The 23,597-nt window shown below is 64.8% G+C and carries 20 protein-coding genes; 5 read left to right on the top strand and 15 right to left on the bottom strand.

Going from position 1 to position 23,597, the window contains the following annotated elements; all coding sequences use genetic code 11:
• The 4 genes from N5D53_RS10060 (at position 1) to N5D53_RS10045 (ending at position 7,042) form a co-directional block, all read left to right on the top strand.
• Positions 1-1,074, top strand: a complete 1,074-nt coding sequence (locus tag N5D53_RS10060; RefSeq protein WP_010954918.1) for a microcin C ABC transporter permease YejB — start codon at positions 1-3, stop codon at positions 1,072-1,074.
• A 1-nt stretch (position 1,075) separates the two neighbouring features.
• Complete coding sequence (locus N5D53_RS10055) at positions 1,076-2,095, top strand: ABC transporter permease (protein ID WP_003251467.1); 1,020 nt, start codon at positions 1,076-1,078, stop codon at positions 2,093-2,095.
• A 1-nt stretch (position 2,096) separates the two neighbouring features.
• Complete coding sequence (locus N5D53_RS10050) at positions 2,097-3,704, top strand: ABC transporter ATP-binding protein (protein ID WP_190869579.1); 1,608 nt, start codon at positions 2,097-2,099, stop codon at positions 3,702-3,704.
• 407 nt (positions 3,705-4,111) lie between these two features.
• Positions 4,112-7,042 (top strand): aminotransferase, encoded by a 2,931-nt coding sequence (locus N5D53_RS10045; RefSeq protein ID WP_190869580.1) that lies wholly within the window; start codon positions 4,112-4,114, stop codon positions 7,040-7,042.
• Between the two features lie 3 nt (positions 7,043-7,045).
• Here the strand turns inward: N5D53_RS10045 and N5D53_RS10040 are convergent, their stop codons facing one another.
• Positions 7,046-8,281 carry an FAD-dependent oxidoreductase gene (locus N5D53_RS10040; RefSeq protein WP_266024370.1) on the bottom strand — a complete coding sequence of 412 codons (1,236 nt, stop codon included), beginning with the start codon at positions 8,279-8,281 and terminating at the stop codon, positions 7,046-7,048.
• Between the two features lie 77 nt (positions 8,282-8,358).
• On the opposite strand from N5D53_RS10040, the gene N5D53_RS10035 reads away from it, so the two are divergent.
• Positions 8,359-9,264 carry a LysR family transcriptional regulator gene (locus N5D53_RS10035; protein WP_104961134.1) on the top strand — a complete coding sequence of 302 codons (906 nt, stop codon included), beginning with the start codon at positions 8,359-8,361 and terminating at the stop codon, positions 9,262-9,264.
• A 60-nt stretch (positions 9,265-9,324) separates the two neighbouring features.
• Here N5D53_RS10035 and N5D53_RS10030 read toward each other — a convergent pair whose 3' ends face one another.
• The 14 genes from N5D53_RS10030 to N5D53_RS09965 all read right to left on the bottom strand — a co-directional run bounded on the left by N5D53_RS10030 (position 9,325) and on the right by N5D53_RS09965 (position 23,587).
• Positions 9,325-10,020, bottom strand: coding sequence for a response regulator (locus N5D53_RS10030; RefSeq protein WP_003251475.1), 696 nt, complete (start codon positions 10,018-10,020; stop codon positions 9,325-9,327).
• The gene (locus N5D53_RS10025; RefSeq protein WP_279840242.1) at positions 10,017-12,671 is read right to left on the bottom strand and encodes a sensor histidine kinase KdpD; all 2,655 of its coding nucleotides are present in this window, start codon (positions 12,669-12,671) and stop codon (positions 10,017-10,019) included. Before N5D53_RS10025 ends, N5D53_RS10030 begins: the two co-directional genes overlap by 4 nt.
• Before the next feature lie 149 nt (positions 12,672-12,820).
• Positions 12,821-13,378, bottom strand: coding sequence for a potassium-transporting ATPase subunit KdpC (gene kdpC, locus N5D53_RS10020; protein ID WP_003251480.1), 558 nt, complete (start codon positions 13,376-13,378; stop codon positions 12,821-12,823).
• 10 nt (positions 13,379-13,388) lie between these two features.
• Complete coding sequence (gene kdpB / locus N5D53_RS10015; protein WP_279840241.1) at positions 13,389-15,443, bottom strand: potassium-transporting ATPase subunit KdpB; 2,055 nt, start codon at positions 15,441-15,443, stop codon at positions 13,389-13,391.
• 9 nt (positions 15,444-15,452) lie between these two features.
• Positions 15,453-17,147, bottom strand: coding sequence for a potassium-transporting ATPase subunit KdpA (kdpA, locus tag N5D53_RS10010; protein WP_190869583.1), 1,695 nt, complete (start codon positions 17,145-17,147; stop codon positions 15,453-15,455).
• 9 nt (positions 17,148-17,156) lie between these two features.
• Positions 17,157-17,246 (bottom strand): K(+)-transporting ATPase subunit F, encoded by a 90-nt coding sequence (kdpF, locus tag N5D53_RS10005; RefSeq protein ID WP_003251485.1) that lies wholly within the window; start codon positions 17,244-17,246, stop codon positions 17,157-17,159.
• Between the two features lie 238 nt (positions 17,247-17,484).
• Positions 17,485-18,537, bottom strand: coding sequence for an AI-2E family transporter (locus tag N5D53_RS10000; protein ID WP_104961128.1), 1,053 nt, complete (start codon positions 18,535-18,537; stop codon positions 17,485-17,487).
• A 12-nt stretch (positions 18,538-18,549) separates the two neighbouring features.
• Positions 18,550-19,344 (bottom strand): DUF4892 domain-containing protein, encoded by a 795-nt coding sequence (locus tag N5D53_RS09995; RefSeq protein ID WP_279840239.1) that lies wholly within the window; start codon positions 19,342-19,344, stop codon positions 18,550-18,552.
• Positions 19,345-19,453: 109 nt separating this feature from the next.
• The gene (locus tag N5D53_RS09990) at positions 19,454-20,308 is read right to left on the bottom strand and encodes an alpha/beta hydrolase (RefSeq protein ID WP_279840238.1); all 855 of its coding nucleotides are present in this window, start codon (positions 20,306-20,308) and stop codon (positions 19,454-19,456) included.
• Positions 20,305-21,093 (bottom strand): alpha/beta hydrolase, encoded by a 789-nt coding sequence (locus N5D53_RS09985; protein WP_049588223.1) that lies wholly within the window; start codon positions 21,091-21,093, stop codon positions 20,305-20,307. Before N5D53_RS09985 ends, N5D53_RS09990 begins: the two co-directional genes overlap by 4 nt.
• Before the next feature lie 92 nt (positions 21,094-21,185).
• Positions 21,186-21,560, bottom strand: coding sequence for a hypothetical protein (locus N5D53_RS09980; protein ID WP_017148204.1), 375 nt, complete (start codon positions 21,558-21,560; stop codon positions 21,186-21,188).
• Positions 21,561-21,722: 162 nt separating this feature from the next.
• Complete coding sequence (sixA, locus tag N5D53_RS09975) at positions 21,723-22,181, bottom strand: phosphohistidine phosphatase SixA (protein WP_129933165.1); 459 nt, start codon at positions 22,179-22,181, stop codon at positions 21,723-21,725.
• Positions 22,178-22,525 carry a DUF4389 domain-containing protein gene (locus N5D53_RS09970; RefSeq protein ID WP_003251499.1) on the bottom strand — a complete coding sequence of 116 codons (348 nt, stop codon included), beginning with the start codon at positions 22,523-22,525 and terminating at the stop codon, positions 22,178-22,180. Before N5D53_RS09970 ends, sixA begins: the two co-directional genes overlap by 4 nt.
• A gap of 36 nt (positions 22,526-22,561) precedes the next feature.
• Positions 22,562-23,587 carry an NAD(P)H-dependent glycerol-3-phosphate dehydrogenase gene (locus tag N5D53_RS09965; RefSeq protein ID WP_010954935.1) on the bottom strand — a complete coding sequence of 342 codons (1,026 nt, stop codon included), beginning with the start codon at positions 23,585-23,587 and terminating at the stop codon, positions 22,562-22,564.
• Positions 23,588-23,597 lie beyond the last annotated feature (10 nt).

Here is a 23,597-nt window from a genome sequence, read left to right as displayed (position 1 = left end):
ATGCTGGCCTACATCCTGCGCCGCCTGCTGCTGATCATCCCGACCCTGTTCGGCATCCTCATCATCAACTTCATCATCGTCCAGGCCGCCCCCGGTGGCCCGGTCGAGCAAATGATCGCCAAGCTCGAAGGCTTCGAAGGCGCCACCAGCCGCATTGCCGGTGGCGGTGCCGAGGTTTCCGTGGCCGGCTCCAGCTACCGCGGCGCCCAGGGCCTGGACCCGGCGCTGATCGCTGAAATCGAGCGCATGTACGGCTTCGACAAGTCGCCGCCCGAGCGCCTGTGGATCATGGTCAAGAACTACGCCCAGCTGGACTTCGGCGACAGCTTCTTCCGCGACGCCAAGGTGATCGACCTGATCGCCGAGAAGATGCCGGTTTCGATCTCGCTGGGGCTGTGGAGCACGCTGATCATGTACCTGGTGTCGATCCCGCTGGGGATCGCCAAGGCCGTGCGCCACGGCAGCCACTTCGACGTGTGGACCAGCTCGGCGATCATCGTCGGCTACGCCATCCCGGCGTTCCTGTTCGCCATACTGCTGATCGTGCTTTTCGCCGGTGGCAGCTACTTCGACTGGTTCCCGCTGCGTGGCCTCACCTCCAACAACTTCGACGAACTGAGCACCACCGGCAAGGTGCTGGACTACTTCTGGCACCTGGTGCTGCCGATCACCGCGCTGGTCATCGGCAACTTCGCCACCATGACCCTGCTGACCAAGAACAGCTTCCTCGACGAAATCAACAAACAGTACGTGGTCACCGCCAAGGCCAAGGGCCTGAGCCGATCACGGGTGCTGTACGGCCACGTGTTCCGCAACGCCATGCTGCTGGTGATCGCCGGCTTCCCTTCGGCGTTCATCGGCATCTTCTTCACAGGCTCCTTGCTGATCGAGGTGATCTTCAGCCTCGACGGCCTGGGCCTGATGAGTTTCGAAGCGGCCATCAACCGCGACTACCCGGTGGTCTTCGGCACCCTGTTCATCTTCACCCTGCTAGGGCTGGTGGTGAAACTGATCGGCGACCTGACCTACACCTTGGTCGATCCGCGCATCGACTTTGCCAGCCGGGAGCACTGACATGGCCTTGTCCCCCCTCAACCGCCGGCGCTTCGAGCGTTTCAAGGCCAACCGCCGTGGCTGGTGGTCGCTGTGGCTGTTCCTGATTCTGTTCGGGCTGAGCCTGGGCGCCGAACTGATCGCCAACGACAAACCGATCGCCGTACGTTACGACGGCCAATGGTACTTCCCGGCGTTCAAGCGTTACCCGGAAACCACCTTCGGCGGGGAATTCCCGCTGGAAGCCAACTACAAGAGCCCCTACATCCGCGAACTGCTGGCGAAGAAAGACAGCTTCGTGCTGTGGGCGCCCATCCCGTTCAGCTACCAGAGCATCAACTATGACCTGCGTGTCCCCGCCCCCGCCCCACCTTCGGCGGACAACTGGCTGGGCACCGACGACCAGGGCCGCGACGTGCTGGCGCGGGTGATCTACGGCTTCCGCATTTCGGTTCTGTTCGCCCTCACCTTGACCGTGGCCAGCTCCATTATCGGCGTCATCGCAGGCGCCCTGCAGGGGTTCTACGGTGGCTGGGTCGACCTGGCCGGGCAACGCTTTCTGGAAATCTGGTCCGGCCTGCCTGTGCTGTACCTGCTGATCATCCTGGCCAGCTTCGTGCAACCCAACTTCTGGTGGCTGCTGGGCATCATGTTGCTGTTCTCGTGGATGAGCCTGGTGGATGTGGTACGCGCCGAGTTCCTGCGCGGGCGCAACCTGGAATACGTGCGCGCCGCACGCGCCCTTGGCATGCGCAACGGCGCAATCATGTACCGGCACATCCTGCCCAACGCGATGATCTCGACCATGACCTTCATGCCGTTCATCCTCACCGGCGCCATCGGCACCCTCACCGCCCTGGACTTCCTCGGCTTCGGCCTGCCCGCCGGTTCGCCCTCGCTGGGCGAACTGGTGGCGCAGGGCAAGTCCAATCTGCAAGCGCCATGGCTGGGCATCAGCGCCTTTGCCGTGCTGGCGCTGATGCTGAGCCTGCTGGTGTTCATCGGCGAATCCGCCCGCGACGCCTTCGACCCGAGGAAGTGACATGAGTGAACAGAACCTGATCGAAGTGCGGGACCTGGCCGTGGAGTTCGTGACCGGGGACCAGGTCAACCGGGTGGTTGACGGCGTCAGCTTCGATATTCGCAAAGGCGAGACACTGGCCCTGGTGGGCGAAAGTGGCTCGGGCAAATCGGTCACCGCGCACTCGATCCTGCGCCTGCTGCCCTATCCCCTGGCCCGGCACCCCAGCGGCAGCATCCGCTACGAAGGCAAGGACCTGCTGCAGCAGAATGAGAAGACCCTGCAGCGCATTCGCGGCAACCGCATTGCGATGATCTTCCAGGAGCCGATGACCTCGCTCAACCCGCTGCATTGCATCGAGAAGCAGATCAACGAAATCCTCCTGCTGCACAAGGGCCTGACCGGCAAGGAAGCGACTGCGCGTACCCTGGAGTTGCTGGATATGGTCGGCATTCCAGAGCCGCACAAGCGCCTCAAGGCCCTGCCCCACGAATTGTCGGGCGGGCAGCGCCAGCGGGTAATGATCGCCATGGCGCTGGCCAACGAGCCCGAGCTGCTGATTGCCGACGAGCCGACCACGGCGCTGGATGTGACCGTGCAGCTGAAGATCCTCGAGCTGCTCAAGGAATTGCAGGCGCGTATGGGCATGGCCCTGTTGCTGATCAGCCATGACCTGAACCTGGTGCGCCGCATCGCTCACCGCGTGTGCGTGATGCAGCGTGGGCAAATTGTCGAGCAAGCCGAATGCGCCACGCTGTTCAGCTCGCCACAGCACCACTACACCCAGATGCTGATCAATGCCGAGCCCAGCGGGCTGCCGGCGCACAACCCGGTGGGCGCGCCGTTGCTGGAGGTGGATGACCTCAAGGTCTGGTTCCCGATCAAGAAGGGCTTTCTGCAGCGCACGGTCGACCATGTGAAGGCGGTGGATGGGGTCAACTTCAGCTTGCCCCAGGGCCAGACGCTGGGCATTGTTGGCGAATCCGGGTCGGGCAAGTCCACATTGGGCCTGGCGATCCTGCGGCTGATTTCCAGCCAGGGCGGCATTCGCTTTCATGGGCAGAACCTCGAAGGGCTGAACCAGAAAGCCGTGCGCCCCCTGCGGCGGGAAATGCAGGTGGTGTTCCAGGACCCGTTTGGCAGCCTGAGCCCGCGCATGTGCGTGGCGGACATTGTCGGTGAAGGGCTGCGCATTCACCGCATTGGCACCGCGCAGGAACAGGAAGCGGCGATTATCGCGGCCCTGGAGGAAGTAGGCCTGGACCCGCGCACGCGCCATCGCTACCCCCATGAGTTTTCCGGCGGGCAGCGCCAGCGCATTGCCATTGCCCGGGCGCTGGTGTTGAAGCCAGCACTGATTCTGCTGGATGAACCCACGTCCGCACTGGACCGCACCGTACAGCGCCAAGTGGTGGAATTGCTGCGTAACCTGCAGCAAAAGTACAACCTGACCTACCTGTTCATCAGCCATGACCTGGCGGTGGTGAAGGCGTTGAGTCACCAGTTGATGGTGATCAAGCATGGGCATGTGGTGGAGCAAGGGGACGCGCAGGCGATCTTCCATGCGCCGCAGCATCCGTATACCCGACAGTTGCTGGAGGCGGCGTTTTTGGAGGTTGGGGGTTCGTAGGGAAAGGGGGCGTGTTCGCCTTGATTCATGCGGCGTGTTTGAGATCGAGCGCCGCGAGCGTGGTGCATAAGGCGTTGAAGCGGCAACCCAAATCACCGCTTCGATCCTGATGATGACCTCGGGACTTCGCATCAAGGTTGATTAATGTGCCGTGAGGGCCGCCCCTTTCGCGGGCACGCCCGCTCCCACGGGATCACCACAATCTTCAAGACTTGCAAATACCTGTGGGAGCGGGCGTGCCCGCGAAAGGGCCGGGCCAGGCAGCCGAGAAAATTAGCCCATCTGCTTGCCACGCCAACAGAATCAAGCAGCGGTGATCAATTTTTCTGACAATAATCGTCTTCCATCATCAGCCGAATCGGGCATAAATTCTCCGCCGTCAACTCCCAGTACCCACGGTAGAGCCCATGTCCAGTCCACAACACCAGCCCGCTTCCCCTGCCCTGGCCACCCTGATCCAGCGCTCCGGCCTGCCCAGCCCAACGCTGAGCGAAGCCCAGGCACACGCCGTGCTGCAGGCCCACTATGGCCTTGCCGGCAACCTTTCGGTACTGGGCAGCCAGCAAGACCTGAACTTTCGCGTGGTCACACCGCAGGGTGGCTATGTGCTGAAGGCCTGCCACGGCAGCTACGCCCAACTGGAGCTTGAAGCCCAGCACGCCGCCCTGGCCTTCCTGCGCGATCAAGGTTTGCCGGTACCCGCCGTGCGCTCAGCCGACAACGGCATGGGGTTGCTGGAACTGGACATCGACGCGCAACCACTGCGCCTGCGCCTGCTCGATTACATCGAAGGCCAACCGCTGACCCGCCTCAAGCACATGGAGCCGCGCCTGATAGCTGAACTGGGCGGGCTCTGTGCAAAGCTGGACAAGGCGCTTGCCCATTTCGATCACCCGGGCCTTGCGCGCACCTTGCAATGGGACCCGCAGCATGCCGGGGCACTGATCGATCACCTGCTACCGGTGCTGCAGGACGGCGGGCAGCGCGCCCGCATCGAACACGCCACGCGACAGGCCAACGAGCACCTGATGCCGCTGATCGATCAACTGCCCAGTCAGGCCGTGCACCTGGACATCACCGACGACAACACCGTGTGGACCCGTGATGCCCAGCGTCAGTGGCAACTGCAAGGCGTGATCGATTTCGGCGACCTGCTGCGCACCTGGCGTATCGCCGACCTGTCGGTGACCTGCGCTGCGCTGTTGCACCACGCCGAGGGCGACCCCCTGCGCATCCTGCCAGCCGTGCAGGCCTACCAGGCGCTCAACCCGCTGACCGAGGCCGAACTGCGCGCCCTGTGGCCGCTGGTGCTGAACCGCGCTGCCGTGCTGGTGCTGAGCAGCGAACAACAGCTAACCGTCGACCCGGGCAACCAGTACACCCGCGACAACATTGCCCACGAATGGGAAATTTTCGACACGGCCACCGCCGTGCCTTTCGCCTTGATGGAGGCGGCCATCCTGCAGGCTGCGGGCCTGCAACCCGCGGCGCCGGACTGGAACGACTGTGCCCCCCTGCTCCCCGAGCTGGCCGGGCAGGCTGTCACACGGGTGGACCTGGGAGTACTCAGCAAACACTTCGAGGCCGGCAACTGGGAACAACCCGGTTATGACCAGCATCTGCTGACCTCGCAAGCCGCCCCGGCCTGCAGCCTGCACGGGCAGTATCGCCTGTCGCAGACCCATATCGATCGCCCCGAGGAGCCCGCCACCTGCGCCCTTGGCGTCGAGCTGCATGTGCCCAACGGCAGCCCGGTGCAAGCGCCGGCAGCCGGCACCTGGCAGCACAGCGGCGACGGCCGGGGCTGCCTGCGCACCCCGCATTGGGCTTTGTGGCTGCAAGGCCTGGAAGACGCACCGGCAGACGGCCAGGCCGTGGAAAAAGGCCAGGCCCTGGGCAGCAGCTGCGGCTTCCTCAGCGTGCAGGTATGCCTGGACAATGGCATCCAGCCGCCGCTCTTCGCCACGCCGTCACAAGCCGCCGCCTGGCTGGCCCTGTGCCCGTCACCGGCCGCCCTGCTGGGCTTCGATTGCGATGCCGAGCCGCTACCCGATCCGCAAGCCCTGCTGGCCCGCCGCGACGCCAGCTTCGCCCGCTCGCAGAAGCACTACTACGCGCAACCGCCGCACATTGAGCGTGGCTGGCGCAACTACCTGATCGACATGCAGGGCCGTTCCTACCTGGACATGCTCAACAACGTCGCAGTGCTGGGCCATGGCCATCCACGCATGGTTGCCGAGTCGGCGCGGCAGTGGTCGCTGCTGAACACCAACTCGCGCTTCCATTACGCAGCAATCACCGAATTCTCCGAGCGCCTGCTGGACCTGGCCCCCGAAGGTTTCGACCGGGTGTTCATGGTCAACAGCGGCACCGAGGCCAACGACCTGGCGATTCGCCTGGCCTGGGCCTACAGTGGCGGGCGCGATCTGCTCAGTGTGCTGGAGGCCTACCACGGCTGGTCGGTGGCCACCGATGCCATCTCCACGTCGATCGCCGACAACCCGCAAGCCCTGGAAACCCGCCCGGACTGGGTTCACCCGGTCGAAGCACCGAACACCTTCCGCGGCCGCTTCCGCGGGGCCGACAGCGCCGCCGACTACCTGCAAGACGTCGATGCCAAGCTGGCTGACCTCGACGCCCGTGGCCGTCAGCTGGCGGGCATCATCTGCGAACCGGTGTACGGCAATGCCGGCGGTATCTCGCTGCCCGCAGGCTACCTGCGCGCAGCCTATGCCAAGGTCCGCGCCCGCGGCGGGGTGTGCATCGCCGACGAAGTGCAGGTGGGCTATGGCCGCCTGGGCGAGTACTTCTGGGGTTTCGAGGAACAGGGCGTGGTGCCGGACATCATTACCATGGCCAAGGGCATGGGTAACGGCCAGCCGCTGGGCGTGGTCATCACCCGTCGCGAAATCGCCGAGGCGCTGGAGGCCGAGGGCTACTTCTTCTCCTCGGCCGGTGGCAGCCCGGTCAGTTGCCGCATCGGCATGGCAGTGCTGGATGTCATGCAGGAGGAAGGCCTGTGGGACAACGCCCGTGACACCGGGCGCTACTTCAAGGCACGCCTGCAGGCGCTGGTCGACAAGCACCCGCTGGCCGGCGCGGCACATGGCTCGGGCTTCTACCTGGGGCTGGAACTGGTGCGCGACCGCACCACCCTGGAGCCGGCCACCGAAGAAACCATGATGCTGTGCGATCGCCTGCGTGATCTGGGCATCTTCATGCAGCCGACCGGCGACTACCTGAACATCCTCAAGATCAAGCCACCGATGTGCACCAGCCGTGCGAGCGTGGACTACTTTGTCGACAGCATTGACCGGGTGCTGGGCGAAGGTCTGTAGGTGTCAAGGCGTGGGCCCGACGGCTGCGGCCCACGCCTGTAATGCCTCACACGCGGCCATGGCCACCTGCTCATCGGTGCGCCCGGTGAACTGCCGCTCGATCGCATCGGCGGCGATCAGCCCGGCAATGGTGGGCTTGCCGACAGCATCGGTCAGGTCCAGCCATTCCCCCCAACTGGCGGGTACGTCGTACCAGCGCAGGTAGCCTGAGGGTGAACACGGCCACCATCGCTCATCGAACTGCAGAATCACTTTCTCCAGCTTGCCCATCCCCAGATGCGCCAACGCTCCCTGCTGTGTTTCAGGTAACGCAGGGGTAAAGTGCAACGTTTTCAGAACCCCCACCGGGACTGTGCAAATGCAGAAGTCGCACACCTCTTCATTTACCTTGACGCGCGCGCTCGACCAGTCGACGTGGGTGACAGGACTGTTCAGGCGGATATCCAGGTGCTTCGACAGCAAGTCGACAAGCTCGCTGTAGCCGCCTGGCAGCATACGATCACCATGCCCGACCCCCTCTTCATCCAAGGCACAGGCCGACAGTTGCTCGACGGGCAAACACGCTTCCAGTACAAGGTTGGCGTCGATGGCGAACTGCGTGGCACGCGCGAGCGCGGGGTCGAGTGTGGCCATGTAGCCATCGATCGCCTCAGACAAAGGTTGTTGCCGATCGAGACGCCTGGTCAAGGCATCCCAGGCGGCGTCGATATCCGGCAACGCCCCGCCGCGTGCTGCTGCAAGCGGGCAACTGAAATCGGTCTCGACGCAAGCCAAGCCATGTTGAAGTGCAACAGCGGCCAAGGGGTTCTCGGCAAAATGCTGAAGCCATGCCGCACCTTCATCTGCTTTCACGCCGCCCAACTCGACAGTGTGCGTGCGCCCACCCGTTCGCCCACGCGCCTCCAGCACAGTGCAATCGCCCCCCCTTTCCCGCAAGCGTTGAGCGGCAGCCAAGCCTGCACACCCCGCACCGATCACGATCACCTTGCTCGCACCGGCACTCACGGCTGCCTCGGCGGCACGCAGCCCATCATTCCACGCACCATGAGTCATTGCCGGAGCGCTGGCATTACAAGCTTCTCCAGCGATGACCAAGCGCCCATGCAGCACTTGGCCCAGGGCGCTTCGATGCAACGGCGATCCGCCAGCCAGCAAGGCACTGTAGGCACCGAGGCTGAACGGGTCGCTACTCCAGTGGGTGACATGCCACGCGGTTGGTCTGTGCACGCTTTTCTCCATTAGGGGGCTGTCCTGCTGGTGCATTAATGTTCATAATTTTTAGCAATAAAAGATGATCATCATCAGGTTTACTGACAATGGCCTTTTCCAGCGACTCCCTGGCGATTTTCCTCGCGGTGCTCGATGCCGGCTCGTTCTCCGCCGCCGCCCGCAAGCTGGGCCGTGTGCCTTCAGCCGTGAGCATGGCAATCGCCCAACTGGAAGCGGAACTGGACCTGCCCCTGTTCGACCGGGCCACGCGCAAAGCCTTGCCCACCAACGCCGCCCTGGCGCTGGAGCCCCAGGCCAGGCAGGTCATCTGCCAACTCAACCTGCTGGATGCCCAGGCCCTGCAGTTGCACAAAGGCCTGGAAAAGCGCCTGACCATCGCCATGGCGCCCGAGTTGCAGACCGGCCGCTGGAGCCAGCCGCTGGAAATCCTCGCCCAGGCATTTCCCAGCCTGGAAGTCGAGGTACGTTCGGCCACCCAGACCGAAGCCATTCGCCTGCTGCATGACGGCAGTGTGCAATTGGCCCTGGTGTTCGAACGGCCCGGCATCGATGAGCGCGAATCCTTCCTCGAAGCAGGCAGCCAACTGCTGGTGGCCGTTGCCTCACCACGCCATCCAGCCGGGCAGAACAGCGGTTCGCCATTGCCTGAAGAGGCCTTTGCCGAACAACGGCAGATCATCGTGGCTTCGGGCAAGGCCACCGGATCGGACCCACGCATGGTGCTGTCCCGGCGCATCTGGCTGACCGACAGCTACCTCGCCACGCTGGACCTGGTGCAGTCCGGGCTGGGCTGGGCCTACCTGCCGCAGCCATTGGTCGAACCGCTGATTGCCTCGGGCGCACTGGCCGAGGTGCGCTTCGACAACATGGCCAGCCGCCTGCGCTTGTGGGTAGACATCATCTGGATCAAGTCGCGCCCGTTGGGCCTGGGCGCGCGACGCTACCTGGAAGTCATGCGCCAGCTGTTCGAGAAGGAGCCCCCCAGGGCCTGACCCCCTTGCGCGCGTCCAGGCCCTGCAGGCGTTCGCCCAGCCCTTTGGGCTGTGTGCGGGTTATGCTGTCGGCGCCACCAACCTGTAGCCAACCCCCGCCTCGGTAATGATGAACCGCGGCGCCGTGGGGTCATCGCCCAGCTTCTGTCGCAGATGCCCGACCACGATGCGCAGGTAGTGGGTATCCTCCGCATGGGTCGGCCCCCAGATATCCTTGAGCAACTGCTGCTGGGTAATCACCCGCCCGGGGTGCCCGGCCAATAGCGCCAGCAAAGCATACTCCTTGCGTGTCAATGCCACCTCCACACCGTCGAGCGTCACCCGGCGGAAGGCAAAATCCACCGTCAGCGGCCCAAAGCTGGCTGCCACTTCCGAGCCGCCGGCTTGTGGCACCTGGCGCAGCAACGCCCGCACGCGCGCGAGAAACTCCTGAATACCGAACGGCTTGGTCACATAGTCATTGGCACCACCATCCAGCGCATCGACCTTCTGCACTTCACTGGCACGCACCGACAACACCATCACCGGCACTGCACTCCATTCGCGCAACTCACGCAGTACCTGCTGGCCGTCCATGTCCGGCAGCCCCAGGTCGAGCACCACCAGGTCCGGCTTGCCCAGTGCCGCCTGGGCCAACCCTTCGGCACCGGTGGCGGCCTCCAGCACCTTGTAGCCTTGCGAGGCCAGGCTGATACGCAGGAACTTGCGGATCTGCGGTTCATCGTCGATGACCAACAGGGTGGCGGAGTGGCTCATGGGGTTTCGCTTTCGGCTTCAGGTTGAGGAGGCAGCGGCAAGCATAGAGTGATGCTGGTGCCTTGGCCATCAATGCCTTCGCCCACCAGAATCTGCCCGCCATGGGCACCGATCATGCCCTGGCAGATCGCCAGGCCCAGCCCGGTACCCTGCCCGCCGCGGTCGCCACGGGCGGCGGTGTAGAACATGTCGAAGATTTTCTCGCGGTCGGCTTCGGGAATGCCGGGGCCCTGGTCGCTGACGGTCAAGCGCAGTTGGTCGTCATGCACCGCCACCTGCAGCTCAAGCCGACCATTGGCCGGCGAAAAGCGTGCGGCGTTTTCCAGCACGTTGACCAACGCTTGCTCGATCAACGCCGCATGCACGAACAGCAATGGCAACTCGGCCGGCACGTCCGTGTGCACACGCAGCGGCGCCAGCACCACCCGCAGGCGGTTGAGCGCACTGCCGACGATGTCCGCCGGGGCCACCCAGTCGCGGGCCAGCTTGAGGCCGCCATGGCCCAGGCGGGTCATGTCCAGCAGGTTCTGGATGTAGCGATCAAGGCGTTCGGCCTCGTTGCGGGTGCCCTCCAGCAGCTCGCGGCGGTCTTCCGCCGGGATCGCATCGCCCAACGCCAGCAGGCTGTCGATGCTGCCACGCATGGCGGTCAACGGCGTGCGCAAGTCATGGGATACGGAAGCCAGCAGGGCGCTGCGCAGTTGCTCGGTTTCGCCGTGCAGGCGTGCGGCTTCCAGCTGTTCGGCCAGGCGTGCGCGGGCCAGGGCCTGGGCCAGGGGCTGGCCTAGGGCGGTGAGCAGGCGCCGGCGTGGGTCGCTGAGCGGCTGCCCGTTGCGCGGGCGCACACCCAGCAGCGCCAGCGGCTGATCGTCCACCGCCAATGGCCACCACCACCAGCGGCCATCAGGCAGGGTATCGCTGCCGTGGCCGGCGGCCTGCCCATGCTGCCAGGCCCAATCGGCAGCCGCCCGTTCGGTGTCGCTGAAGGTGCAGGCTTCCCCGCTGGCCACTTGCAACTGGCCCTCGGCGTTGCGCTCCAGCAAGCACACCTGGGCGTCCTGCCAGCCGTCCAGGTGCTGGCCGGCAGCCTTGAATATGGCTTGGCGGTCGGTGGCTACCGTCAACCGGCGCGACAGGTCGAGCAACTGGCTGGTCTGCGCCTGGGTCTCGCGCAGCGCCTGCAACTGGCGACGCTGGCGCGCGGCCAGGTTGCCGGTGAGCGCAGCCATCAACAGAAAGAACACCAGTGTCAGCACGTCTTCTTCGCGCTGGATGGTGAACGAGAAGTTGGGCGGTATGAACAGGAAGTCATAGACCAGGAACGACAGCGCGGCGCAAGCCAGCGCAGGTCCCAGGCTACTGCGCACCGCGACCAGCAACACCGCCGCCAGGAACACCAGCGAGATATTGGGCAACGCGAGCACACTGGACACCGCCCAGGCCAGACCCGCAGCCATCACGGTGGCCAGCAGCGCCAGCAGGTAATGACGCCACACCCACACCCGCCGCACGGCTGAACGCGGCGCTGGCGGCTGCACGTCGCGGTCCAGCACGTTGATTTCCAGGCCACGGCTTTCGCGCAGCAGCCGCGCCGCCACACCCGCGCCGAACAAACGCCGATGCAGGCGGTTGCGGGATTGCCCGACCAGCACCAGGCTGGCCCGCCGCTCGACAGCATGCTGGATCAGCGTGCGGGCCACTTCCCCAGCCCGCAGGAGCACCACCTCCCCGCCCAGTCGCTCGGCCAGTTGCTGCGCGGCTTGCAAACGATGCCGTGCGGTTTCGTCACGCAGGCGGCCGTTGTCCACATGCACCAGGCTCCAGGGCAGGTGGCGGCGCTGGGCCACGCGGCTGGCATGGCGCACCAGGCGTTCGGCCTGGTCGTCACCGTCTATGCCCACCAGCAACCGGCCGCGCAAGGCCGGCGCCTCCTGGCCGCGCTGACGATAGCCGTGGGCCAGGTCGGCATCGACCTGAGCAGCGGCGGTCTGCATGGCCAGCTCGCGCAGGGCGGTGAGATTGGTTTGTGAAAAATACGCATCGATGGCCGCCCTAGCCTGCTCGGGCACGTACACCTTGCCTTCACGCAGGCGTTCGAGCAGCTCTCGCGGAGGCAGGTCGATCAGCACCAGCTCGAACGCTTCCTGCAGCACCCAGTCCGGCAGGGTCTCGCGCACTTGCACGCCGGTAATGTCGCGGACCTTGTCGTTGAGGCTTTCCAGGTGCTGGACGTTGACCGTGGTGTACACGTCGATGCCCGCGGCCAAGAGTTCTTGCACGTCCTGCCAGCGTTTGGCGTGGCGGCTGCCGGGGGCGTTCGTGTGGGCCAGTTCGTCCACCAGGGCCAAGGCCGGCGCGGCACGCAGCAGGCCGTCAAGGTCCATTTCCTCGAGGGTGACGCCACGGTACTGGCTACGCAACAAGGGCTGCTGATGCAGCCCTCCGAGCAACGCTTCGGTTTCGGCGCGGCCATGGGTTTCGACCACCCCGGCCAACACCTGCACGCCCTGGCGTTGCTGGGCGTGTGCGGCCTGGAGCATGGCGAAGGTCTTGCCGACGCCGGGGGCAGCGCCAAGGAACACCTTCAGCCGGCCCCGGCCGGTGCGTGGGAGGTTGGCCAACAGCGCATCGGCGCGGGCGGAGTCACTCATGTTTCATCCTTTACTTTGTCCAACAGTCGGCCACTTCAGGGAAAGCCCCCTTAACGTGTAGGAGCGGGTTTACCCGCGAATACGTCAGTGGCACCACCACCGCATTCGCGGGTGAACCCGCTCCTACAGGCTTCCTGCCAGCGCTTCGATTACCTGACAATGGCGAGCTTTTCCAAGGCCTGGTTCAACGCCAGCACGTTGACCACCGGCGGGCCGATCAATGGGTGGAGGGTGGCCTGTTCCAGCAAGGCTTGCAAGCGCTCGACCGGCAGCTGCCGTGCCGCCGCCACTCGCGGGATCTGATAGGCCAAGGCCTCCGGTGGCAAGTGCGGGTCCAGGCCGCTGCCCGAGGTGGTCAGCAGCGCCTGCGGCACTGGCCCCTGCTGCGCCTGATACAACGTGGCCGCATCGCCCTTTACCCGCTCAGCCAGCGCCGGGTTGCTCGGCGACAGGTTGCTGGCGCCGCTGGCCACGGTCGCGTAGGCACCTGCCGAGGGCCGCGAGTGGAACCAGCCATCGCCCTGGAAGTCCTGGGCGATCAATGCCGAACCCCGCACCTGGCCTTGCGCATCGCGTACCAGGCTACCGTTGGCCTGGTTCGGGAAAGCGACTTGGGCAATACCGGTCACCGCCAGCGGATACAGGGCGCCCGTCACCAGGGTCATCAACAAAGCCAGGCTCAATGCCGGGCGTAGATAAGCAGTCATGGCGGCCTCCTCAGACCAGGTTCAGGGCGTTGAGCAGCAGGTCGATCAGCTTGATCCCGGCAAACGGCACCACAATGCCACCCAGCCCGTAGATCAGCAGGTTGCGCCGCAACAGGTGCGCCGCACTGGCCGCCTGCACGCGCACCCCACGCAGCGCCAGCGGGATCAGCACGATGATGATCAGCGCGTTGAACACGATCGCCGACAGGATCGCGCTCTGCGGGCTGGCCAGTTGCATCAGGTTGAGCACACCCAGTTGCGGGTAGATGGCAGCGAACAGCGCCGGCAGGATGGCGAAGTATTTGGCCACGTCGTTGGCAATGGAGAACGTTGTCAACGCACCGCGGGTGACCAGCAGCTCCTTGCCGACCTGGACTACGTCCAGCAGCTTGGTCGGGTCGCTGTCCAGGTCGACCATGTTCGCGGCCTCCCGCGCAGCCTGAGTGCCGTCGTTCATGGCCATGCCTACGTCAGCCTGGGCCAGTGCCGGGGCGTCGTTGGCACCGTCGCCACACATGGCAACCAGGCGGCCTTCATTCTGCTCCTGGCGAATGCGCGCCAGCTTCTTCTCGGGCGTGGCCTCGGCCAGCACGTCATCGACCCCCGCTTCGGCGGCGATGGCGGCCGCAGTCAACGGGTTGTCGCCGGTCACCATCACCGTGCGGATGCCCAGCTTGCGCAGCTCGGCGAAGCGCTCGCGGATACCAGGCTTGACCACGTCCTTGAGGTGGATCACGCCAAGCAAACGCTTGTCGACGCACACCAGCAACGGTGTGCCGCCACTCTGCGCGATGCGTTCGACTTCACGGGCCAGCGCCGCCGGCATTTCCAGGCGTTGCATACCGACGAATGCCAGCACCGCATCGACGGCGCCCTTGCGGTAGCGGTGCTGCTCGAAGTCGATACCCGACAGGCGTGTCTCGGCACTGAAAGCCACCGCTTCGAACTGCCCGGCAGGCGGGTCGACGAAGTCGTGCAACTGGCGCAGGTATTCGACAATCGACTTGCCTTCGGCGGTGTCGTCGGCCAGCGAGGCCAGCAAGGCGCCCTCCCCCAGTTCCTTGGCGGTAATGCCCGGTGCAGCATGCAGTGCGCTGCAGCGGCGGTTACCGAAGGTGATGGTGCCGGTCTTGTCGAGCATCAGCGTATGCACGTCCCCGGCCGCCTCGACGGCGCGGCCCGAGCGGGCAATGACATTCAGCCGTACCAGTCTGTCCATGCCGGCGATACCGATGGCCGATAGCAGGCCGCCGATGGTGGTCGGGATCAGCGTCACCAGCAGCGCGGCCAGGAAGATCAGCGGCAGGCTGCCACCCGCGAAGTGGGCGAACGGCTGCAAGGTCACCACCACGATCAGGAAAATCAGGGTCAGGCCGATCAGCAGGATGTCGAGGGCGATTTCGTTCGGCGTCTTCTGCCGCTTGGCACCTTCGACCAGGGCGATCATGCGGTCCAGGGTCGACTCGCCCGGGTTGCTGGTGATGCGGACAAGCAGCCAGTCGGAGACCAGCCGCGTATTACCGGTCACCGCCGAGCGGTCGCCACCTGATTCGCGTATTACCGGCGCGGATTCGCCGGTAATGGCGGCCTCGTTGACGGCCGCGATGCCTTCAATCACCTCACCGTCGCCGGGGATCATTTCGCCGGCGACCACACGTACCACGTCGTCCTTGCGCAGCGCGCTGGCAGCTACCGTCTCGTAGCTGCCATCACGCAGACGACGCTGGGCGGTCAGGCCCTGGCTGCCGGCCTTGAGGCTGTCGGCGCGGGCCTTGCCACGGCCTTCGGCCAACGCCTCGGCGAAGTTGGCGAACAACACGGTGAACCACAGCCACAGGGCAATCTGCACCGCAACACCGGTGCTCACGCCGCCGCCGGGGGCAAAACACAGCACGGTGGTCAGCACCGCGGTCAGGGCCACCACCAGCATTACCGGGGAGCGCTTGAGCTGACGCGGGTCGAGCTTGACGAACGCCTGCACCAGCGCCGGGCGCCACAGCGCGGCGAAGCGGGTCTGGTCCTTGGCACTGTGCCGGCTATTCACTTCAGGGATGGGCATGTTCATGATCGGTCCTCAAAAACCCAGGCTAAGGTGTTCGGCGATTGGCCCAAGGGCCAGGGACGGCAGGAAGGTCAGGCCACCGACCAGCAGGATGGTCACCAGCAGCAGGCCGGTGAACAGCGGGCCGTGAGTCGGGAAGCTGTTCTGCCCCAGCGGCGCGCTTTTTTTCGCCGCCAGGCTGCCGGCCAACGCCAGTATCGGCAGGATGTAGCCGAAGCGGCCGATGAGCATGGCCAGGCCGATCATCAGGTTGTGGTACACGGTGTTGGCGCCAAAGCCGGCAAAAGCAGAGCCGTTGTTGGCCGAGCCCGAGGTATAGGCGTACAGCAACTGGCTGAAACCATGCGCCCCCGGGTTGGTGACCGCCCCGGCCGGGCCGGGCAGGCTGGCGGCGATGGCGCCAAGTACCAGCACGCCAACCGGCATCACCAGCAGGGTTGCCACCAGAAGCTGCACTTCACGGGCCTGCAGCTTCTTGCCCAGGTATTCCGGTGTACGGCCAATCATCAGTCCGGCCAGGAACACCGCGATAAGGACGAACAGCAGCATGCCGTAGAGGCCCGCGCCGACGCCGCCGAATATCACCTCGCCGACCATCATGTTGACCATCGCCACCATACCGGTCAGCGGGTTCAGGCTGTCGTGCATGGCGTTGACCGAACCGTTGGAGGCGGCGGTGGTGGTGACCGCCCACAGCACCGAACCAGTGGTGCCGAAGCGGCTTTCCTTGCCCTCCAGAGGGGCGGTCTGTTGCACCTGCGTGCTTTCCAGGGCCGGGTTCGGCTGATGCTCGGACCACAGCGCCGTGCTGCCACCGATCAGGAACAGGGCAAGCATGCAGGCGAGGATGGCGCGGCTCTGACGCAGGTCCTTCACGTAGTGACCGAAGGTGAACACCAATGCCACCGGAATGAGGATGATCGATGCCACCTCGAACAGGTTGCTCCAGGCCGTTGGGTTTTCGAACGGGTGCGCCGAGTTGACGCCGAAGAAGCCACCGCCATTGGTACCCAGCTGCTTGATGGCGATCTGGCTGGCGGCCGGCCCCAGCGGAATGGTCTGGTCGGCCCCTTGCAAGGTCAGCGCGTGGGCGTAGTCGGCAAAGGTCTGCGGTACGCCCTGCCATACCAGCAGCAGCGCCAGCAGCAAGCACAGCGGCAGCAGGCCGTAGAGGGTGGCACGGGTCATGTCGACCCAGAAGTTGCCCAGCGTCGTCGCGCTGCGCCGAGCGATACCGCGGCACAGGACAACCAGTACGGCCAGACCGGTGGCAGGGCTGACAAAGTTCTGCACGGTCAGGCCAAGCATCTGGCTCAGGTAGCTGACCGACGCCTCACCGCTGTAGGCCTGCCAGTTGGTGTTGGTAACGAAACTGACGGCGGTGTTGAACGCCAGTGACCATTCCTGGCCAGGCAGGTGCTGAGGGTTGAGTGGCAGGTAGCCCTGCAACAGCAGCACGGCGAACAGCAGCAGGAAACCGACCAGGTTGAACGCCAACAGGGCCAGGGCGTATTGCCGCCAGTTCTGCTCCTGGCTGGCGTTCACACCCGCCAGCCGGTAACAGCCCTGCTCGACCGGCCCCAGCACAGGGGTCAGCCAGGTACGCTGGCCTTCCATGACCTTGTAGTAGAACCGCCCGAGCCAGGGTGCCGGTAGCAGCACGATGACAAAGAATGCCAAGAGCAAGGCGAAATCGTAACTGTGCATGGCCGCTCCCTAGCTGCGATCGGCGCGCAGCAGCGCCACCAGCAGATAAAACGCCAATGCCACTGCCAGCAGCAGTGACAGCCCGTCGAGCATGTTCATGTGTGGATCTCCCCGTGTTACGGCTTGGGCCGCTTTGGTGAAATTGTCCGAGGGAGAGGCGTAAAGGGGCGAGATCGGGGGGTGGGGGTGGGTATAAAGAATGCGTAAAAATCAGCGTTGTGGTCTGCCTGTAACGGCCTCTTCGCGGGCTTGCCCGGTCCCACAGGTACTGCACAGCCTTCAAGGCCTGTGTGGTACCTGTGGGAGCGGGCAAGCCCGCGAAAGGGCCGTTACAGGCTTATTGTTGTGGCGGCTGCTGCGCCGCGTTACGGCTCCAGTCCAGCAGCAGGCTGTAGCCTACCGCCAGCAAGGTCGGCCCGATGAAAAGGCCAATGAAGCCAAAGGCAAGCAAGCCGCCGAACACGCCCAGCAGCACGATCACCAGCGGCAGGTTGCCGCCACGGCTGATCAGGTACGGTTTGAGCACGTTGTCCACGCCGCTGATGACGAACGTGCCCCACGCACCCAGGAACACCGCCATGCCGTATTCGCCCTTCCACACCAGCCAAGCGGTGGCCGGGATCCAGGCCAGTGGCGGCCCCATGGGGATCAGGCTGAGCATGAAGGTCACCAACCCCAGCACGATCGCCCCGGGCACCCCGGCGATCAGGAAGCCGATCAGTGCCAGCAGGGCCTGCGCGGCCGCCGTGCCGATCACCCCGTTGACCACCCGCTGCACGGTAGCGGCTACCAGGTCCAGGTAATACTCGGCGCGCTCGCCCACCAGCCGGTGCAGCAAACGCAGCACGAATGCCGCCAAGCGTGGCCCGTCGCGGTAGAAGAAGAACACGAACACCAGGCTCAGGGTCAGTTCCAGCACGCCGCTGCCGATCTGCGCGCTGCGCGCCAGCAACCAGTTGCCCACCTGCCCAAAGTAAGGCTTGATCGAGGTAAGCAAGGCTGCGCCTTGCTGGTCCAGCGATTGCCAACCGTTGACCAGACGCTCGCCAACGAAAGGAATGCCACCCAGCCAGGCCGGTGCATCGGGCAGGCCGTCGACCTGCACGTCACGCACGAACGCCGTAGCGTCGCGAATGTGATCGGCCAGGTTGAACCCCAGCCACACCAGCGGCAGTGCCACGATCAGGATCCAGGCCATGGTCAGCAGGCCGGCGGCCAGCGTCTCGCGACCGCCCAGCAGGCGCGTAAGAAAGCGCATCAACGGCCAACTGGCAAAGGCCAGGATGGCCCCCCACAGCAATGCCGATATGAACGGTGCCATCACCCACAGGCCGGCCCCCAGCAATGCCACCAGCAGAATCTGGACCAGCAGGCGATCATTGTTAACCATGAGGGTGCTCGTTCAAGGGATCAGTTCAAGGTGCAGGCCGTCTGTAGGCGCACTGCCGACTTCAAGACGGCGATTGCGCACCCCGGCCTTGACCAGCGCCTCGCGCCAGGCCTCAGCCTGGGCGCCACTGAGGCTGACGCGCAAGGTGCTGTCAAGGTTCAGGCTGCGGGCCAGCAGGTTTACCCAGGCGTCTTGCGGTGCAGCAAGGTCAGGGTAGTCGAGCTTGCCGGTGTCACGCATTTCGCGCAGCACCGTAGCGGCGGTTGGCAGCAGCTCGCCCAGCGGGCTGCCTGAGATGAACTCTTCCACATGCAGATAGGCACGACGGTTGCCACGGGTAACGCTGTACAGCGCGACCAGGGTGTCGGCCTCGTCTGCCGAGCGGCGCAGCAGGATGAACGCCTGCTGCTCGTCGCCTCCGTTGAGGCGGGCATTGGCGAACACATCATTGGCCCACAGGCTGGCCTCACCGCAATCACGCCCCTGACACCAGAACAACGGGTAGCCACCCTCGCGTACAAGTGCTTCGCGGGCACTGGTGAAGGCCTCGCGTGCAGTCCGCTCGACGGGCAATTCGTAGGTCACCGAGCTGACCTGACCGCGGCTCTCGACTTTGTCATCGACCCGCAGGCGGCCACTGATCTTGCGTAGCGGGCCCATCGGGTAGACCCGCTCCTGTTCCGTCGCCGGGCGTTGATCGACCACCTTGGCGTCCTGCGGGACCGGCAGGCTGCCGGCCCACGACACGGGGGTGGCGAGCACCAGGCAGGCAGCCAAGGCAGTGCGAATGGAATCAGGCACGCTCATTGGCGAACCAGGCGGCGCTCAGCGCCGAATTGAAGCTCCAGGATGTCTGGCAGTTGCATGGTTGTCTCCCTGTTCAACCCGCCAAGCCTCGACACTTGTCCGGTGCAAGTCAAGCAAAGCCAAAGAAGCGATTGATACAGTCTGCAACAAGGGACGCGCCCTGCGCATCGTTCAGGTGCAGGTGATGGCCGCCGGGCAGCGTCACCTGTTCAAAGGGTAGCTGCTCCAGCAACCCGGTGTGGCGCGCCAGCATACCGTCGGCGGCCACCACCAAGAGCGCCGGGCAACTCACCCGCCGCACATAGGCCATGGCCTGGGCCTCGCTCAGGCGCACCGGCGAGGGCAGGGTCAGCCGGCTGTCGCTGCGCCAGCTGTAGCCACCGGGCACCGGCATCAGGCCACGTTGGGCCAGCAGCTCGGCCGCTTCACGGCTGACCGCGACCATGCCTTTCATCCGGGCTTGCACCCCTGCTTCCAATGTCGCATACACCGACTTGCGCTTGCCATCCAGCCGCAACTGGGCTTGCAGCGCCATCCCCAAACGCTCGCCTGCGTCCTGCTCGGCACCGGTCGGCGGGATGACGCCATCGATAAGCGCCAGGTGACTGACCCGATCGGGCAATGCACCGGCCAGTTGCACCGAAATGATCGCGCCCAGCGAATGCCCCAGCAGGGCAAAACGCGGCCAACCCAGTTGCTCGGCCACGCGCAGCACGTCATGGGCATAGTCGGCCAGGGCATACCCGGCGCCGAGCGGGCGGTGCTCCGAATAACCATGGCCGGCCAGGTCCAGGGCGACGAGGCGCAGACCTTTCAGTTGCGGTGCCAGGCGAGCAAAGCTGTTGGCGTTGTCCAGCCAGCCATGCAGGGCAATCACCGGCAGCCCGTCTTCGGGGCCGAACAGGTGTGCAGCCAGTTCGATATGGCCCAGGCTCAGACGAATTTCCTCAACGTGTGCGCTCATGCCTGGCTCCAGCGGTCGAACAGGCCCTTGATCAGGCTGGCAGTGTCGGCCGGGCGCTCCAGCGGGAACATGTGCCCACCCGGTACACTGTGGTATTCACCTTTGGGCATACCGCGCACAGCCAAGGTGTGGTGGCGACGAATGACGTTGCTGCGGTTGCCGCGCACCATGGCCAGCGGCACCTGCAACTGGCGCGCGGGGGCGGGGCTGGTATGCGGGATGCTGCGGTAGATGCTGATTTCAGTGGCAGGGTCGAAGCGCAACTGCAGCCCTTGCCCCACCACCTGCAGGCCATGTTCCACATAAGCGTCGAGGCAATCGGGATCGAAATGGCGGAACAGTGATTTGCCAGCGAAATAGTCACGGGCGCTGTCGCGGTCATTGAACGTTTCGCGACGCCCCAGGGTGCGCCCGGCCGGTGTGATGCGGTCGATGAAACCAAAGCGCTTGGCTGTGCGCAGCAGCCATTGATCAGCGCGGGTGAGCACCGGAGAGTCGAGCATCACCAGCCCCCGGTAGTACTCGGGGCAGCGCAATGCCGCGTGCAGATGCAACACGCCACCCAGCGAATGGCCAACGCCCCAGACCGGCTGGTCCTGCTGCGCCAGGTGATGCAACAATTCATCGACCAGGCTTTGCCAGTTTTCGTCCACGGGAAAGCGCGGGTCATGCGCGTGCTGGGCCAGGTGCTGCACCTGATAGTCCGGCGCCAGCGCTGCAAACAGCTTGCCGTAGGTGGCCGATGGGAAACCGTTGGCATGGGCGAAGAAGATCTGCTGCGACATGGCGCCTGGTCCGGACCGGAATGATGGCCCATTGTCGGCATCGCGGGGCGGTTCGGCAATGTCCATAAAGGTCATCGGCGAGGGGGATCAGGTCATGCCGAGCGGTCGAAACTGCTCAGCGACCGACGCAGGCAGGCCTGCATGTAGGCCACCTGGCTCTCCAGCGCCTCGCGGGCCAGACGCTGGTCCTGGTAGTCCAGTTGCAGGCGGCGCAAGGCCAGACAACTGGTTTGCAGCAGGTGCGAGACCCGCAGGCAGGCGTCCTGCAGCGTCCGCAGGTCCTGCTCGCATTGTTGCCTCGCAACAGGGTCCAGCCCGGGGTTGTCGTTCACCTTGCGCATCAGGTGGTAAAGCTTGGCATCGGCCGATTCACGCAGCAGGCTGTATTGGGCGAAATCCAGCGAAGTACCTTGGTCAACCTGTTCCAGGGTGGGTTGCAGGTCCAGGGAGCGCAACAGCTCCAGCATTTCACCCCTCATTCGCCGTTCCCTGATGTTTGCCATGTGGCAACGCTAACAAGCGGTGGTGAAGTGCGACAACTGACAAAAATGCCAGTTGCCTTATTGCTCTTTACCCATGCCAGCATTCAGACGCGAGCGAAACAGTGGCCTGCACAAGCCATGGGAGGTTCACGCGGGTGAGTGGATGGCCCGAAGCGTCATCAACCCGGCCAGCGGCCACTCCCCTTCCATCTCTGCCAGGCTGGCAGTGCTCATGGCTGCCGGCTGTTGCCTGTGGCCGTGCTCCAGCGCACCGACCAAGGTACCTACCAGCGGCTGGTGGCTGACCAGCAGCACATGCTCAAGCCCCAGTCGCTCGATTTCGCCGATGACCTGCTGTACATCACCCTCGGGCGTCAGCCAGGGCACGGTGCGCACCGGTTCGGCGAAGCCCAGGGTGTCATGCACCAGCGCGGCGGTCTGCTGGGCGCGTACGTAAGGGCTGGCAACAATAGCCTGCAATGGCTGCCCGATCAGGTAAGCCGCACTGTGCAGCACCTGCTCGCGACCATGGGCAGTCAGACGGCGCTCGGCATCCGTCTTGGCCCGCGGCTCAGCTTCACCGTGGCGCAGCACCCACAGCTTCACAGCTTGGGTTCCTCGTCACGCACCGGATGCGCGGCCGGTGCCACGGCGTGCGCTGCTTCACCTTCCGGCGCACGCGGGGCCGGCCAGTCTGCGAACGGCCACGGCTTCTGGTCGCTGTGGAAACTGCCGAAGCGGCCGATCTGTGCCAGGTACTGGCTCAGGCTGTCGCCGAAGTTCATCAGGCTGGCGCTGGGCGCGCCATACACCAGTCGGTAGATCAGCTGTACCAGCACCAGGCCACCCAACAGCAACTCGGCCAGTTGCCAGACCACCAGGAACACCAGCATCCACAGCACCCGCAGGATGATCGACTCGCGCTGGGCGCGTTCGGGCGTATCGTTCATGTGTTGCTCCTTGCTCGTGTCAGAGCCGCCAAGGGCTCAGTTGAAACCGCTGATGGAAATGAAATCGACATCGGTCTTGGGCTCGGCGCGCATCAGGTGCTCGATCACCTGGTTCAGCGTGCGCCCTTCGAACAGGATGGCATGCAGGCCAGCCACCAGCGGCATGTACACCTGCACTTGCTGGGCCTTGGTCTTGAGCACCTTGAGCGTGTTGACCCCCTCGGCCACTTCGCCCAGGCGGTTGACCGCCTCTTCCAGGCTTTGGCCCTGCCCCAGTGCGTAGCCAACCTGATAGTTGCGGCTCTTGGGCGAGGAGCAGGTGACGATCAGGTCACCGACACCGGCCAGGCCGAGGAACGTCATGGGGTTGGCGCCCTGGCTGACGGCGAAACGGGTCATCTCGGCCAAGGCCCGGGTAATCAGCATGCTCTTGGTGTTCTCGCCCATCCCCAAGGCCACCGCCATGCCGGCGATGATCGCGTAGACGTTCTTCAGTGCACCGCCCAGTTCGACACCGAAACGGTCGGCACTGGCGTAGACGCGGAAGGTGCGCCCGTGCAGCACGGCCTGTACCTGCTGGCACAGGTCTTCGTGCTCACTGGCCACCACTGTGGCAGTCAGCGCATGTTCGGCGATTTCGCGCGCCAGGTTGGGCCCCGACAAAACGCCGATGCGCGCCTCGGGGGCGATCTCTTCGAGGATCTGGCTCATCAGCTTGAAGCTTTGCGCTTCGATGCCCTTGGTCAGGCTGACCAGGCCTTTGCCGCGCAGCAGCTCGGCATGCGGTGCCAGCACGCTGCGCAAGGCACTCGATGGCAGGGCAACGAAGATCAGCTCGCTGGCCTGCAGGGTGGCCAGCAAGTCGTTGACCGGCTCAACCCCATCGTGCAGGCGGATACCCTTGAGGTAGCGCGGATTCTCGCGATTCACACGCATGGCCTCGGCCTGCGCCGGGTCGCGCATCCATTGGCGCACCGGCACACCGTTTTCCGCCAGCAGGTTCGCCACGGCGGTGCCGAAGCTGCCGCCGCCCAGAACCGCAACAGGTTGCTGTTCAGTCATATCCAATCCA

Origin of the sequence: Pseudomonas sp. GD03862, assembly GCF_029840855.1 — a bacterium.
GTDB lineage: Bacteria > Pseudomonadota > Gammaproteobacteria > Pseudomonadales > Pseudomonadaceae > Aquipseudomonas > Aquipseudomonas alloputida.
The sequence above is the reverse complement of the archived record's forward strand: the minus strand, read 5'-3'. Positions and strand labels throughout refer to the sequence as shown.